The organism is Silvibacterium sp. (genome assembly GCF_047605705.1).
Taxonomy (GTDB): Bacteria; Acidobacteriota; Terriglobia; order Terriglobales; family Acidobacteriaceae; genus Silvibacterium.
The window spans coordinates 79672-95518 of record NZ_JASGFD010000004.1; the positions used below are offsets into that span (position 1 = coordinate 79672).

Annotated in this window: 12 protein-coding genes; 7 read left to right on the plus strand and 5 right to left on the minus strand. The window is 60.2% G+C overall.

What is annotated here, in order from left to right:
- Positions 1 to 9 precede the first annotated feature (9 nt).
- The 4 genes from QM649_RS02570 to QM649_RS02585 all read right to left on the minus strand — a co-directional run bounded on the left by QM649_RS02570 (position 10) and on the right by QM649_RS02585 (position 5663).
- A complete protein-coding gene (locus QM649_RS02570; RefSeq protein ID WP_415197441.1) occupies positions 10 to 1638 on the minus strand; it encodes a hypothetical protein in 1629 nt (542 codons plus the stop codon).
- Positions 1590 to 2849, minus strand: a complete 1260-nt coding sequence (locus QM649_RS02575; protein WP_415197442.1) for a hypothetical protein — start codon at positions 2847 to 2849, stop codon at positions 1590 to 1592. Before QM649_RS02575 ends, QM649_RS02570 begins: the two co-directional genes overlap by 49 nt.
- Before the next feature lie 84 nt (positions 2850 to 2933).
- On the minus strand, positions 2934 to 4241 hold the full coding sequence (locus QM649_RS02580; protein ID WP_415197443.1) for a hypothetical protein: 1308 nt from the start codon (positions 4239 to 4241) through the stop codon (positions 2934 to 2936).
- Positions 4242 to 4262: 21 nt separating this feature from the next.
- Complete coding sequence (locus QM649_RS02585) at positions 4263 to 5663, minus strand: NTP/NDP exchange transporter (RefSeq protein WP_415197490.1); 1401 nt, start codon at positions 5661 to 5663, stop codon at positions 4263 to 4265.
- A 183-nt stretch (positions 5664 to 5846) separates the two neighbouring features.
- On the opposite strand from QM649_RS02585, the gene QM649_RS02590 reads away from it, so the two are divergent.
- The 7 genes from QM649_RS02590 to QM649_RS02620 all read left to right on the plus strand — a co-directional run bounded on the left by QM649_RS02590 (position 5847) and on the right by QM649_RS02620 (position 14360).
- Entirely contained in the window at positions 5847 to 6002 is a 156-nt protein-coding gene (locus QM649_RS02590; protein ID WP_415197444.1) for a hypothetical protein, read from the plus strand.
- Positions 6003 to 6190: 188 nt separating this feature from the next.
- Positions 6191 to 6544, plus strand: coding sequence for a PadR family transcriptional regulator (locus tag QM649_RS02595; protein WP_415197445.1), 354 nt, complete (start codon positions 6191 to 6193; stop codon positions 6542 to 6544).
- A gap of 25 nt (positions 6545 to 6569) precedes the next feature.
- On the plus strand, positions 6570 to 9266 hold the full coding sequence (locus tag QM649_RS02600; RefSeq protein WP_415197446.1) for an ADOP family duplicated permease: 2697 nt from the start codon (positions 6570 to 6572) through the stop codon (positions 9264 to 9266).
- Positions 9267 to 9477: 211 nt separating this feature from the next.
- Positions 9478 to 11799: an ATP-binding protein gene (locus QM649_RS02605; protein ID WP_415197447.1), complete on the plus strand. Its 2322-nt coding sequence runs from the start codon at positions 9478 to 9480 to the stop codon at positions 11797 to 11799.
- A gap of 14 nt (positions 11800 to 11813) precedes the next feature.
- Positions 11814 to 12272: a response regulator gene (locus QM649_RS02610; RefSeq protein ID WP_415197448.1), complete on the plus strand. Its 459-nt coding sequence runs from the start codon at positions 11814 to 11816 to the stop codon at positions 12270 to 12272.
- On the plus strand, positions 12262 to 13755 hold the full coding sequence (locus QM649_RS02615) for an ATP-binding protein (RefSeq protein ID WP_415197449.1): 1494 nt from the start codon (positions 12262 to 12264) through the stop codon (positions 13753 to 13755). The genes QM649_RS02610 and QM649_RS02615 overlap by 11 nt, the downstream gene beginning before the upstream one ends.
- A gap of 11 nt (positions 13756 to 13766) precedes the next feature.
- Positions 13767 to 14360 carry a biliverdin-producing heme oxygenase gene (locus QM649_RS02620; RefSeq protein WP_415197450.1) on the plus strand — a complete coding sequence of 198 codons (594 nt, stop codon included), beginning with the start codon at positions 13767 to 13769 and terminating at the stop codon, positions 14358 to 14360.
- Positions 14361 to 14426: 66 nt separating this feature from the next.
- Here the strand turns inward: QM649_RS02620 and QM649_RS02625 are convergent, their stop codons facing one another.
- The gene (locus tag QM649_RS02625) at positions 14427 to 15845 is read right to left on the minus strand and encodes an efflux transporter outer membrane subunit (RefSeq protein WP_415197491.1); all 1419 of its coding nucleotides are present in this window, start codon (positions 15843 to 15845) and stop codon (positions 14427 to 14429) included.
- Positions 15846 to 15847: the final 2 nt, after the last annotated feature.

The window sequence follows — 15847 nt, forward strand, 5'->3', positions numbered from 1 at the left end:
CGTGATTCGTCATAGATGCAATGCTGTACGTGTGATGCCGACAACCGTCCATGCACCGGCATCTCGCCGGAAATACACGGTTGTCGATCTCTCATCATTTTTTTCTGTCTTCAACCGGCAGCCGATAAAACTTCCTTCCGCCAGATTTGCCAACTCGGAAGGAGCAGCATCGCCCTCACTGCTGAGGATGCTCTCCTGGCCTGTCTGATTATCGAACCGGAACCATGCGGTGCGATAGTGCTGCTGCGGCCAGAAGCCATACGTGGCGCCTAGGTCCTGATAGTGAAGCGTTCCGTCCTGCAAAGTAAAGCCCTCAAGCGGCAGTACCCGCGAGAACCATGCACGACCGATCGCGTCGCGACGCTGCTCCAGCACCTTCGCCATATACGCCGTGGCCTGCGGATCGCTGAACTGCGCCTCCGCTGCCGCAGCCTCAATCTGCGCATTCGTAAAGGCCATCACCTTCTTCGCGCCCCAGTATGCGTCCAGCGGCGTCATCTGCAGGAATGCGGGGTTCGGATAATTCGGCTTCCACGTCAGCGGGTCGAAGGCCACAGCTGTGAAGTTTCCAATCGATTTGAGCTCGCCGGGATAATGCACCCGCTCCCACGGCTGCGCTGCAAGGCCCAGCGAATAGCCACGCTTCCACTGCTCCCCGCTCGTCGGCAGAAAATACTCCTGCCCATGGCGCGGATCCTTGGCGATGTCACTGTCACTACCGAAGCTATCGCCGAAATCCAGCAGGTTATGCCGGAAGCGCGCCTCATCGCCCTTGCCTATGACTGTGTCCAGGCTGTTGTCGCCTTTCGCATCGGTATGATTCAACCACGCAAAGACGACATCCAGCCCGCGCAGGTCGCGCCTCTGCTCATGTGGGATGAGGTCATTCGGATCGTCGGGACGCGTGCTCTTGTAACGGAACGGCCCTACGATCTTGCCCTCGAGCGCCAAGCTCGCCATCACCCGGATCTGCCCGTCGCGCTCCACCGGCACGACATCCAGTATGTGATTCAGGTCCGACTTCGTCATGGGATGAGCTTTGCCCGAGGCAGCCGTGATCTTCGCCGTCTTCGAGAGCACAAACGCACTGCGAGGAGCAGTCAGGATATAGTTCTCCGGCACGTTATAGCCGGCAGCATACAGCAACAGCGCTCCTACGACGTCCGCTGTCGAGGCCATCTCGGGGTTCGTCGCAGGATCCACCTTGACGAAGTACAGCAGGCCTCGCCCATCCCGGATGCGAAAGCCCGGCGTCACACCTTCGGTCTTCGCAGCAACCACGGTGAATGGCGGTTGCGGCAGCCCATGCGTCCGAGATCCCTTCCGGATCTCCTCCGGAGTGATCGCGCTTAGGTCGCGGTTGGTGTACCAGCTCGAATCCGGCACTTCGCCGAGAGTATTCACGCCCAGTGACGGCCCCATCACCTTCGGCGGCTTGTACTGGCCGGAATTCACCGCGAAATCGTAAAGCTGGTTGATAGATTGTGCAGTGGTCTTCCCCACTGCCGCGACCTCGGGAACATCCCGGAGCGGATCGTCGGGGAGAAAATGCTGCGCCTTCGCCTGCGGAACTCCTGTGAGTCCCAGCCCTAGAACGAGTGCGCCAGCGGCGCAAAAATGCCGTTGAACACGAACCATACCTTCACCCCTTCCGGAGAAATTCCCACATCGAAGCGTATTACTGTCTGATCCTTCGCCTTGAACCGAACCCCAAATCCACCGTCGCCGCGCGCATCGCGTAAGCCGATCAGACCTGGCCGGCCATACACGTTGCCTCCATCCCCGAACACCGCGAACTCCAGCGTTTGCGATACCGGCCATCGATATTCCGCGTTTGCCGTCGATGCATTCTCGTCATAGAAGCGATAGCGATCGTATCCACGCAGATCGTTCGGGCCGCCGATCGTCGGCTGCAGGTAGAAAGGAACGACCTGACCATCCGAGTGGAACGTCGATTCGTTATGAAGGTGGAAGACCACCGCCCGCATCCCGTTCAGAAACGGCAGCGAATAGGTTGCCTGGGTATCCAGGAGATGGAAGGAGTTGTGCGTATCTCCCTGGTCGAAAAACTGCGAGTCCGATGCTTCCAGCCGCAGCCCCTTCACGTTGCTGAAGCTGGGTTGCGTCAGGTCGAGCCCCACGTGCACCGTGCTGGTAATGAAGTTGGTCTGGTGCTCGAGGCCAGGCGTGTTCGCTTCGGTAAAAATCGTATCGCTCGAAACAAATCCATCGCTGGTCTTCTGGCCGGCGCCCACGTTTACCAGCAGCCCACCAATGGTGTATCCGGCCTGAAGCTTCTGGCCGGCCAGATGAGCGGTTGTATCGAGATGCGCAGTCGTGAACTCGCGACGAAAATCCGACTTGTTGTTATCGGAGGAAAACGGTCCCTCGCCGAAGTAGTACACGGACGCCGCATTTTCATAGGCGGCATCCGGCTTGATCGTCAGGTGATCGTTGAAGAGATGGCGGAAGGTCAGCGAAGCATCTCCGCGATACCACTCTTTTGTCGAGCCCACGATCGAAGTATCCAGGAGCAAGTGCTCGTTCATCAGGTCCTGGCGCGTATATCGCGGCCCAAGCGAGAAGCCGCCGCCTGTCGGCAGCCCACCAAGTTTTGGCGAGAAGCCGTTCGGGTTGATGAGAGGATCGATGAACGTCTTCTCGATCGAGTCGAACTTCGCTTCACCTTTTGGGGGCACGAGAGGCGTGAGGTGTTTCGCCTTCTCCTGCTCCTGCGTCTGGATCTCCCCGGCGCGTGTCTGGCTTGCGGGATCTGTCTGCGCCGGGGTCGAGGCAGCATCCGCCTGTCCCCACGCGGATGCGCCTCCACCCACTCCCAGGGCTGCCACCAGGCCCCATGTTGTTGCCCACCGAGTTCGTTTGCGTCGTCTTTCCATGCCCTGCTCGTTCCTCCCTGGCCTTGTTCAAATCGCTCATACCAGCACCGACTTCTCGCGTGCGATTCCATCCAGCGGAATCTCTCGCTCTGTATCGCGTTCCCGAGCCCGTCTCACTGGCGACTCCATCAGAACTGCCTTCTTTTCCAACATCCGGCACATGCCATAAAGCAGAGCCGAGCAGCCCGCCACAGTCAGTAGCGTCGTACGCGGAGCCAGAGCAGTCCCGGTCATCAGCAGGACCTGCAACATGCCCGCGGCAGCCATGTCTCCAAGCCGCTCACCCACCACATCGATCAGCGGACGGGTCTCGACGCGGACTTCATCCGGCAGCAGCAGATAGGTTCGCTCCGTCCCCGTGCGAAATACGGAATTACGCATCGAGTACTCGAAGGTGCGGAAGAATCCCATCGTCCAGACACCCGGCATGATCGCGCAGATCAGCGCAGCGGCGCCCACAAAAACCGGATGCAGGTGCAACACCCGGACTCCCATATGCAGGTGCTGAAGACGATTCATCAGCATCTGCGCCAGCAATGCGCCCAGCAAGAGCAGGCTTTGGAAGATGCCGAGAAAGTGCAGTCTCTGTGCCTGCTGGGCATAATGCTGTGCAATGTCGACACGAAACACCAGGTCGAGAAGTGTCGATGTAGCCGCGCCCGCTACTGCAACTGCCGCCAGTGCGCCGACGATTCCCTTCGTCAGATGTGCTTTGCCCTTCGCCAGCGCCTCATGAACGCGATGCGTGCCACTGCGGCAGCCGTCTTCGCGATAGAGCATCAGCGCTCCGGCGACGAGCAGGTGCATGCCCGCGAGCATGAAGTTCGCCGTACCGAAGTTCAGCACTCCGGGGATATGCACCAGCGCAAGTCCCGCGAACATTCCTGCCGCCGTGCCACAGATCAGGATGGTGGGAATTCTGTCTCCCGACTTGCCATTGCAGCGATTGGTCCAATCCCCGATCAAAACCCAGATCAGCGACAACCCAAGCGCGGTCGAAGCAGAGACTTCAATGTAGTAAGCCGAGTAGATCCAGCTGTGCCCGCGGTAAAACAAACCCATTAGCAACTCTGCCACGGCGTTGATTCCGTACATCGTACGCACAACTGTGGTCCGTTCCTGAGTGCGCACAAAAAAGGACAGAAGCAGGCTCAGCGTGATCGCGAGCAACGTACCGGCAACCGTCAGCCCCGGCAGAGAAGATACATGCAGGCCTGAACCAAGCAGCGAGTCACGGAACGACCGGCTGAAAACGAAGTGCATCATCAGTACGGCGTAGCCCAGAACCAGGACCGGCAGCGCCCGCGCGGATTCCGATACATCGAGCCCATACAGCTTTTCCATCTCTCTCCCTTCCACTTCGCTTCAATGCGCCTCTGCCGTGGCGAGCGGCTGCGCGACAATACCAGGCTGCGGATCCGACGGTTGCTGGGTAAGCTGCCGATATTTCCGGAAGAGCAACATCGCTACGACGACCCACACGACTGCCACCAATAGAGTGAGCGCGGAAAACTGCCTCACGCTGAAATGCAGCACGTGCGTTCCCAATGCAATGACGCCGGCCTGCAACACATCCCCCAGCCGCCAGCAGAACGTATCGATGGCCGCCTTCGCTTTGTACTTCGCCTCGCGAGAGGTGGGGAGCAGCAGCGCATGCCGCACCGTGTTCTGCAGGGAATAGTTCGTTGCGTTTTCACCGATCTTCAAGATCCGCACGACGCCAAGCACCGGAGCGACAAGGATGGAGATGAACGTCGCGGCAGACAATAACGGCATCACGAACAGCGAGCCGCCAATCCCGATCCAGCGGAAGAGCCGTGAGACAAACAGCGTCTGCACCAGGAAGCTCACCAGGTTTGTCCAGGCGTAATAATGCGCGAAGAACTCACCGATGTAAGCCTTCCGCGCCTTCATGAGCGTAGCTGCGGTGCCCACCACCTCGTTCGTGTGATTCACCACCATCGTCTTGAGGATGAAGTCGCCACTCAGACTGACGAAGTTCAAGAGCACCGTCAGGATGCCGAGGAGCATGAGGTAGCGATCCTTCAGCAGCAGTTCGAACCCACCTGTCGTCGACAGGGTCTCCTTGTCCTTGCGCTGCTCTTCCTCGCCCTCGCGGCGGACCACCGCATATCCGGCCAGCCGCGTCAGCGCCGTGCATACACAGAGCGCCACCGCGCCGATCAGCATGATCGAATATGGACCGACTTTCTTGAAGGCATCACTCGCAAGCCACGCGCCGGCAACGGAGCCGACCGAAGCTCCAACCCCAAGCAAAGGAAACAGCCGCTTCCCTTGCTCCTCGTTAAACAGATCCGAGGCAAACGCCCAGAGCTGAGCAACGCTGAAGACGTTAAATATTCCGATCCAGATGTAAAAAGCCACGCCTTCATGCACGCCACGAAGCCCGAGGACATAGAAGATCAAAAGATTCGACGCAAAGAACAACGTCGTCCAACGCAACAGCCGAATGCGATTCAGATGCTGTGCGATCCATCCATAGAGTGGAACCACCCCAAGCAGGAGCACTGCCTGCGCGGCCGAGGAGTAAGCTGTCCACTCCGCTCCGCCTTCGGCAAGTACGAGCGATTCCCGCACCGGTTTCAGAAGATAGTAGGCACCCAACAGCACGAAAAGGTTCAGGCAGAGTAGCAAAGCACCAATGCCTTCTCCCGGCTTTACCTCGCACACCACCGAAAGAATGCGCTCAAGCAAGCTCTTCCGTGGCCCATTCCCCTCAGGGCCGATCACAGCCATCTGCTCCATCGTTCCCACCAAGACCCTCCTGGGCATGTGGACAGCGCAAACCGGCAGCCGCAGCTCAGCACACCGGAAACCAAATTACGCAGAAAGGTAGCGCTTCCATACGACAAGCAGAAGCGTTCGCCTCACCACGCAGAGATCCAGGCTTAGGGCTCATTTCTCTGCAAAGCAGGCAGTGTTTCTACCGTGGCAGAAGCCCTGAAAGCAGCCTTGAAAGCTTGGATCGCTGGCAAAACGAAAAAGCTTCGCATTTTTTCTCTCAATTTGATGGAAGTCATAGAAAAAATTGCCCGGCTGGTGAATCAGGGATATGGGACAAGAGGCCTGAGAAAAAGCTGGTGAGCAGAACGGTGAAAAAGATGCCGCAATTTGAAAAGGAGAATCAGGCTGACGACGCCCCTGGCATTGGTATTACAAGCCTGAGACCACGTTCCAGGTCAGCTTTCCGGAAAGGTGTGCGTTCTGCCTTCTTTGAGAAAAGATTTGACGCCTGCCAGGTCATCTGCCTACTCTAGGCATCGAGTGATCGAATGACAGACGCATCCTACAAACGGGATTTGCTTCCGGGAGCCCTTGACCTGATGGTGCTCCACACTCTGGCGCTCGAGCCGCTTCACACCTACGCACTGGCGGCACGCATCCAGCAGCAGTCCCAGGAGCGCTTGCAGATCGAGCCTGCTTCGCTCTATCCCGCGCTGCAACGCCTGCTCAAGGCAGGACTCGTCCACGCCCAATGGGAGATTTCCCCGGCGAAACGCAATGTGCGGACCTACTCCCTCACGGAGAAAGGCCGGCGCCACTTCAAGCGTGAGGCCTCGAAACTTCAAGCCATGATTCTGGGAATCCGGCAGGTACTCGCCCCACTCCCCGAACCGCAGTCCTGATCGCAGCATGCAGAAGGAGAGCGCCATGTCCTGGCTTCGCCGCATCTTTCACCGCAGGGAACTCCGTGCCGATCTACTTAAGGAGATGCAAACGCATCTTGCGGAGCGAGTTCAGGACCTGATCGCCAGTGGCATACCGGAAGGGGAAGCCACGCAGCAGGCGCGTCGTGAACTCGGCAACCTTCCGCTGGCGTATGAGAGAAGCGTCGAGATCTGGCAGTTCCGCCTGCTGGAATCGCTTTGGAGCGATCTGCGGGGAACACTCTTTCAACTGCGCAAGGCCCCGGGATACGCACTGACCGCCATCCTCACGCTGGCGCTCGGCATCGGCGCGAATGCCGCCATCTTCACTGTAATAGACGATGCCATGCTGCGTTCTCTGCCCGTGGAAAAGCCACAGGAACTGGTGGAGCTTGGGTATCGCAATCCCGCTGTGCCGCAGTTCATAAATGTGCAGATCTGGTCCGTGATCACGCACCTCAGCGGCGAGCTGCATTCGGCCTCCGACATCGCCGGATGGACCGGCAGCATGGTCACCTTCCCGGACGACCAGAACACACTTCGCTCGTTCGGCGCGGACATGGTTACCGGCAACGCATTCTCCATGCTCGGCATTCGGCCCGCGCTGGGACGCCTGTTGCTTCCCTCTGACGATGTGCCCGGAGGGCCGGAAGGCGGCTGGCCTATCGTGCTGGATTATGGCTTCTGGCAGGCGAATTTCCGTGGCGATCCTTCTGCAATCGGCCGCCATCTTCTCGTCTCCGGGCAGCCTGCGGTAATCGTCGGCGTGCTGCCCCAGAATTTCGACGGGATCTATGTCGGGCAGCCGCAGCGCATCTTCCTGCCGGCTCATTTCCTTTCCGCCCTCGCCACTTCCCCTGACCAGGATCCATACAAGCACCCGGATATGCTGGGCATGCAGACGCTGGCACGGCTTCGTCCCGGCGCTACGCTGGATTCGCTGAACGCGGAGCTTGCTGCGCTCAACACTCCGGCCATGCATGCGCTGCTGTCGCCACGGCTCCAGCAGAACCCTACCTTCCGCGACGCCCATCTGGCCGCGGAATCCGCATCCCGTGGCTTCTCCGCGCTTTCTCTGCGGTATGCTCAGCCGCTTTTTCTCATCCAGGGCATCGCCGCCGCGGTGCTTGTGCTGTGCTGCCTGAACCTGGCGGGACTGCAGACCGCCAGGCTGCAATCGCGCCGTCAGGAGTTTGCGTTGCGATCCACACTCGGAGCCTCCCGTTCGCGCATCGCGCAGCAATGCCTGGTGGAGTCGCTTGTGCTCGCTCTGCTCGGCGGAGCGTGTGCGATCGCGATCGCCTGGTCAAGCATCCGCACCCTTACAGGCTTTTTCACTCCGGCAGGCAACGGCGATCCCATGGTGCTGAAGCCGGATCTCCGCATCCTGGCCATCGCCGGAGCCATCTCCCTTCTCACGACGCTGCTCTTCGGCTTTCTGCCGGCACTCTTCGCCGTGCGCATCCCGGCACAATCCCTGCTTCGGAGCAAGAGTACCGGCACTCGACGCGACACGCTGCGATCGCGCATCCTCATCCCCGGTCAGTTCGCACTGGCTGTAGCGCTGGTCTTCGCTGCCGGACTCTTCACACATACTCTGCGCCAGCTGCGCGATACACCCCTCGGATTCGATCCAGAACACATCACCGGAGTCACCGCGCAGTTTCAGGCGCTCAAGAAAACTCCGGAACAGATCATTGCCCTTTATCAGACGATGGAGACTACTTTGCGCAGCGCGCCTGGCATTCAGGCCGTCGCATATACGTGGTACACGCCCATCACCGGAGAGTCTCCGAAAATTACAGCGAGCAGCAGCTCGCATCCGGACCAGGATCACTCGTTCCGCTGGAATGATGTGAGCGACGGCTATTTCTCCGCGATGCACTCTCGTATCCTCGCCGGACGCGAGTTCACCGTGCAGGATCGCGACCGCTCTGCCTGCATCGTGAACCAGTCCGCCGCACGCACCCTGTTTCCCGGCGAAGCTGCGCTCGCCAACTCCCTCCATGTGTCGGAGCCGGAAAATATCCGTAACAAGTTCAATATCATCTGCCGTGTCATCGGCATCGTCGAAGATGCGCGCTACGCCTCATTGCGGGATCCGGCTCCGCCCACCGTCTATTTCCCCATCGGGACATCGACGGTCGAGGGCGGCGGCTACAACAACAACCTGGTCTTCTTCATGCGCAGCCGGACGGAAGGGGAGGCCATCTCCGCCTACCGGGGCGCGCTGGCCGATGACGCGCCGAATACCGGCTACATGACCTTCTTCGCGCTCACCCACCAGATCGATCAGTCCATCGGCAGCGAGCGTCTCATCGCGACGCTCAGCTCGTCGTTTGCGGCGCTGGCCCTGCTGCTAAGCAGTATCGGCCTCTTCGGCCTGCTGGCGCTGCGCGTCCAGCAGCGGCTGCCGGAGATCGGTGTACGGCTGGCAGTCGGCGCGACACGTCGCAACATCCTCAATCTCGTACTGCAGGAAGCGCTGCTGATGGTGGCCATCGGCACCGGCGCAGGGATCGTGCTCATCGCCATCACCAGCGCAACGATGCGGCGCTTCCTCTACAACACCTCTCCGCTGCAGGCGGAGGTGGTTCTGGGCTCGCTGCTATTGCTGGCCACAGCGGCACTGCTGGCCGCCCTTGTGCCGGCGCGCAGGGCCGCGTGGCTCGATCCGGCACGTGTGCTGAGGGCCGAGTAACCAACTCATACGTTGGTCATCGCTTCTCTATTACCAGCGTCAATCCACAGGCTCCGCCAGGTTGCCTGTTCCGGCTGCGCCGAAGCGCCGGCTCGGCCCATTGCTACAATGAACGCGGAAGCAACGCTTTCCCGTATGCCCCGCAACCCACTTCATTAGGTTCTATGCACTTCCCGGTTTCCGGCACTCTCACGGCAAGGCGCCCTGCGTAATGACTTCTGCTCCACAAGGCACTGTTGACCTCACGAACTGCGATCGCGAGCCGATCCATATCCCCGGCAGCGTCCAGGGACACGGATTTTTGCTCGTGCTTCGGGCCGGCTCGGCCACCACTCTCGAGGTCATAACCGCCAGCGAAAATGCTGCCCGTTATCTCGATCTGCCGCTCGATCGCATTCTCGGGGCAGATTTCTCCGACCTGATGGAGAGCGAACTGACCGAATCCCTGAAAAAGGGACTGCTTTCCGAAGGCACAGCCGGCGAATATGTGCGATTTCTAGGCACCGGTCAGTTCCCGCGCCACGGCTCGACGCGCTACGACTTTCAGGTCGTCGGCCACCGGCTCGATGACCTCTTCGTTCTTGAGTTCGAGCACACCAAACAGTCTGTATCGCAGGCCGAACTCAACACGGTCATCTCTAATTTTGTTTCTTCCATCGAAGAGCTTCATGATCCCATCAAACTTTGCCAGGCCGTGGTTCGTCAGATCCGCAGGCTGACTGGCTTCGATCGTGTCATGCTCTACCAGTTCGACGAGGAGGGCCACGGCAATGTCCTTGCCGAGGATCGCAACGAGCGCCTGCCCTCTTACCTCGGCATCCACTTCCCGAATACCGACATTCCACAGCAGGCGCGCGCGCTCTATGTCCTCAACCGCATCCGCATCATTCCGGATGTCGACTACACGCCATCGCCGCTCGTCTCCACGCCGGAATACCAGGATGCCCCGCCGCTGGACCTTTCGCTCTCCATCCTGCGCAGCGTCTCGCCGATCCATCGTCAGTACATGCGCAACATGGGCACGATCTCGTCCATGTCCATCTCCATGGTGTCGGAAGGGCGCCTCTGGGGACTGATTTCCGGGCATCATAGCGAGCCGCTCAGCGTGCCGTACCTGGTACGCTCCGCCACGGAAGTCCTCACCCGCATTGCCACATCCCAGCTCATCGCACACCATCGTTCGTCCGCCATGGAGCAGGCCATTCGCCTCAAGTCCGTGCATGGCCAGCTGCTCACCTTCATGGCAGCCGGCGAGAGTTACATCGACGGCCTGGTGAAACATCCGGTCGAGTTGCTCGCAGTCACACATGCCAAGGGAGCGGCCATCGTTGTCGGCGACCGCTGCACCGTCGTCGGTGAGGGACCCGATCCGGCCGTCGTGCTGCGCTTTGCCAAGACGCTTGCGCGCCGTGGACGGGAGGACCTCTACGTCACGCACCAGCTCTCGCTCGAATTTCCCGAGGCTGAGGCCATGCGCGCGAAGGCCAGCGGCCTGATCGCCATCTCCCTTTCGCAGGTCCATCGCATGCAGATTCTCTGGTTCCGTCCGGAGCTGCTGGAGACCGTGCAATGGGCTGGTGAGCCGGCCAAGAGCGAGGAGTTCGTCGATGGCATCCTCCAGATTCAGCCTCGCCACTCCTTCGCCACATGGAAGCAGATCGTGCACGGCAAGTCCGCTCCATGGACACCGGTCGAGATCGATTCCGCACGCGAGTTCCGCAGCATTGTCCTCGAAATTGTTCTAAAGCGCGCAGAAGAGCTGGCGGATATGGCCTCTGAGCTCGAGCACACGAATCGGGAGTTGGAAGCCTTTTCCTATTCCGTGTCGCACGATCTCCGCGCACCCTTCCGCCACATCTCGGGATTTGCGGAGCTGCTGATGGAGAACGAGGCTTCACGCCTCAGCGAAACCGGCAAGCGCCACCTGGCCACCATCGCCCAATCCGCACAGTTTGCCGGCCTGCTGGTGGACAGCCTCCTCAACTTCTCGCGCATCTCCCGCACGCAGCTGGAACTGCGCCCCATCTCCATGGAAATGCTGGCCCGCGATGTGTGGCACGACGTCCGCCAGCAGGAGGCCAAGGATCGGAATATCGCTATCCATATCGGCAATCTGCCCACGGTCGAGGCCGATCTCAACCTGATGCGGCAGGTCTGGTGGAATCTCTTCTCAAATGCCATCAAATACTCGCGGAGCCGCGAACACGCTGTCATCACCGTCTCCTGTCAGTCCGGCCCCTCGGAGCATACATTCTGCGTGATGGATAACGGCGTCGGGTTCGAAGGACAGTACGCCCACAAGCTGTTTGGAGCTTTCCAGCGCCTGCATCGCATGGAAGAATTCGAAGGCACCGGAATCGGTCTGGCCAATGTTCGCCGTATCGTATCCCGGCACAACGGCAGAACCTGGGCGACAGGCGAAGTGAATCAGGGCGCAAGCATCTTTTTCACACTTCCAACCGTCTCGATCACTAGAAAAACCACGGCCGCTCCCCCCGGCACAGCCCCCGAAGGCAATCCCAAGAACAGCTAACGGGAAAAGGACCGATGCTCAAACCCATCCTGCTCGTCGAAGACAATCCGAACGACCTCGAACTCAGCCTCGCGGCTCTTGCCAAGAGCGGACTTGCCAACGATGTCGTCGTCACCCGTGACGGCGCCGAGGCGAGGGACTACCTGTACGCCACTGGCGCATTTGCCGATCGCGCGCCCGGCCTGCCCGCCGTGGTCCTGCTCGATCTAAAGCTGCCGAAGGTAGACGGCCTCGAGCTGCTGAGCATGATCCGCAATACCCCCGGCACCGAACGCCTTCCCGTCGTCATCCTTACCTCTTCGCGCGAAGAAGCCGATGTTGCCGCTGGATATCAGCTCGGAAGCAACGCTTACGTGGTAAAACCCGTCGAATTTTCTGCGTTCTTCAAGGCGATCCAGGACCTTGGCATCTTCTGGGCAGTTCTCAATGAACCGCCCCCTACTTTTAGAGGTAACCCCACCAATGGGCAGTAGCGAGCAGTCCAAAACCTACTCCATTCTTCATCTGGAAGATAACCCTCTCGACGCCGAGCTCACTGCCGACCGCCTCCACGCTGCCGGCCTCCGGTTCGATGTCATCGTTGCCGATTCCCGCGCCTCTTTTGAAAGCGCGCTCGCCTCGCACACCTTCGACCTGATCCTCGCCGATTACTCCCTTCCAGACTTCGATGGCCTCGGCGCTCTGAAGCTCGTCCGCAGGCACGATCCGCGGATTCCCTTCGTCTTCATCTCCGGCGTCCTCGGCGAGGACGTCGCTGTAGATACCCTGCTCTCCGGCGCTACGGATTACGTCCTCAAGCAGCGCCTCGACCGCCTTGTCCCGGCGGTTCTCCGCGCGCTCTCCGAATATGCCGAGTACAAGTCCCGCCAGCTGGCCGAAGCCGAACTCAAGCGCGGCGAGGAACGCTTTCGCAAACTGACGAACAGCCTGCCCGCCATGGTATGGACCAGCGATCTGGAAGGCCGCCTTACCTACACCAATACGGTGTGGGACGAGCGCGTCGGTCGCGCCAGCTATTTGTTTGATCGCGATATCATCCACCCGTCTGACATATTGGCCTGCGAAGCCGAGTGGGAGCGCGCTCGGCTCCTGCAAAAGCCTTTCGAGCTCGACTGCCGCTACCAGCTCTCGACCGGTGAGTATCGCTGGCACCTGGTATGGGCAGCTCCGGTGGAAAGCGCCGAGCAGGATCTGGTTGGGTGGGTAGGCACATGCACCGACACGGAGCAGCAACGGCACCGGGAGGCGCAATTTCGCACCGCCGAAAAGCTCGCGCTCACCGGCCGCATGGCCTCGGTCATCGCGCACGAGATCAACAACCCGCTCGAAGCCCTGACCAATCTTTTCTTCCTGCTGCGCGGCGAGGTCAAGGCAACGTCTCAGGGTGAGACGTACTTCGCGCAGGTGGAGCACGAACTGCTGCGCATGTCCGCCATCACCAAGCTCACATTGCAATGGTCGCGGGAGAGTGGCGCAGTCTCGCTGCTGGCCGCAGCCGACCTGGTCGAGGAGACCATCCGCCTCTTCGGAGGCAAGCTGCGCAACAAGCACATTGAGCTGCGCACGGAAGTAGAGACGGATCTGCACTTCCTCGCCGTCGGCGGAGAAATCCGGCAGGTTCTCGCCAACCTGCTCAGCAATGCAATCGACGCGGTGAAGGTAGGAGGCCACATCGAGCTCCACGCCCACCAGTTCAGCCGCGAAGGACAGCCATTCGTGGCTTTCACCGTCAAGGATGACGGCATCGGTATCGCAGCCGATCGTATCTCGGGCCTCTTCAGCCCATTCCACAGTACCAAGGGTGAGCTCGGCAACGGCCTTGGCCTCTACATCTCGAAAGAGATCGTGGAGCGCCATCACGGCGAGGTGCTCGTGGAATCGCAGCTTGGCGCAGGCACCCGCATGCGTGTGCTCCTGCCCGCACAGCCATCGCGCCGCGCGATGAAAACAGGATGACCGAAGGCCCCATGAATACAGAAAAAAAAGCCGTTTCCCCCATCCTCGCCGCGCTTCGCGAAGGCACCGCGCAGGCGCATCGCGATCTGGAGAGCGGGTTGTCCCTTGGACACGCCGGCCTTACGCTACCCGACTACATCCGCACACTGCAGCTCTTCCATGCATTCGTTACAGAGTGGGAAAACATCGGCGAACAGCACTGCCCAGAAGCCTTTCGGGAATTCTTCGCAGGCCGCCGCCGCGCAGCGCTTCTTGAGGAAGATCTCCGCTTCTTCTCCGCAGCGGCGCTGGAGGCGCACCCAAGCCTCTCCCACCTGCGTACATCTGCATCTTTCTGGGGAGCCATGTACGTGATGGAAGGCTCCACGCTCGGCGGACAGGTCATCTCCCGCCAGCTCGAAACGAATCTCGGCTTTAGCAACCGTAACGGTTACAGTTACTTTTACGGCCATGGTTCGGAAACCGGAAACAAGTGGCGCGAATTTGTATCCGTGTTGACTGCCGAGTCTGCCTCGCTGCCCGAAAATGAGATCGTCGATGGAGCGCGAGCGCAGTTCGAGGCCTTCCGCGTCTTCTTTGCCGCTGCAGCTCCCGCGGTCGCCTGATCCTCACCGTTAAATGAGAATGGCCGCCACAGCATCAGCCGTGGCGGCCTTTATCATGCGCGAAGGCTATTCCTGCCAGCCGCCGCCGAGTGCGTTATACAGCGTCACCAGGGACAGTGCCTCGTTCTGCTGCGCCGTTATCAGGTTCAGCTGAGCCGAGTACAGCGTTGCATCCGTGGTCAGCACTTCGAGGTAGCTCGTTGCGCCAGCCTGATAACGCATACGCGCAAGGCGCGAAGCGTCTTCCGCTGAAGCGACCAGGCGCTGCTGCTGCTCACGCGTGGCCTTGGTCTTGTTCACGGTGATCAATGCATTCGAGACGTCGCGGAAAGCACCCTTGATCGTCTTCTGATAATTGAGCACCATCTCTTCCTTCGTGGATTCGGCCAGCTTCAATTGCCCCTTCAGCTTGCCGCCCTCGAAGATCGGTTGCGTCAGCGATCCCAGACCATAGATCGTCTTGCCGCTTTGGTTGAAGAGATTACCCCAGTCATCGCCACCGACACCGGCGGACGCACTGATCGAGAGGGACGGAAAGAACTGCGCCTTTGCCACGCCGATCTGAGCGTTGGCATTGATCAGCTGCTCTTCCGCCTCCAGGATGTCCGGACGCTGCTCGAGCAGGCGCGACGGGATGCCTGTCGGCAGAGCCTCCGGCACCGGATCGAGCGCATGCGGATCGGTGTGCGCCACCGTGCCCGGATCCTGCCCTAACAACAGCTTCAGAGCATTCTCTTCTTCCTGGATCTGCTGCTCGAGCTGCGGAATCTCAGAGGTAGCCGTGTACAGCGATTCCTCCGCCTGACGCAGGTCAGAGAGCGGAGACGAACCGCCATCGGTCAGGCGCTTCGTCAGATCCACCGACTGCTGACGAATCTTGACCGTCTCCTTCGAGATCTCCAACTGGCGATCGAGCGCACGCAGCGTGAAGTAAGCCGTCGCCACCTGCTGCACGACGGACATCCGCACCGCGCGCTGCGCCCATACCTGCTGCAGCAGCACCGCACGCGCGCCTTCCGTTGCACGGCGATACTGGCCCCAGAAGTCCGGGGTCCATGCCGCGGAGAGGCTGAAATCGCCCTCGGCCAGAGGGTTGTCGATCCCAAACTGCTTCGCCTCTGCTCCCGACAGATCCACACCTACGCCCGTGCCCCCGACGGAAAGCGTCGGGAACTCATTGGACCGCGTGATCTTCACCTGCGCCTGCTGCTCGAGCACACGCTTGGCCGCGATCTGCACATCGTAGTTGTTCTTCAGCGCCGTCTGAATCAGGTCCTGCAGCTCCGGCTCCTGAAAGACCGTCGCCCACTTCTGATCGCCGAGAGACGCGGTCTGCACCGTATCGGTGACGGTATTATCCGCCCCGCGATACGCAGGCGGCGGGGCCACCTGCGGTCGCTTGTAGTTAGGGCCGACGTTGCAGCCTGCCAGCCACACGCTCAGCAGTGCCGCGGCGCCCGCTCGTCCTATTGCCTGGCTCTTCATTC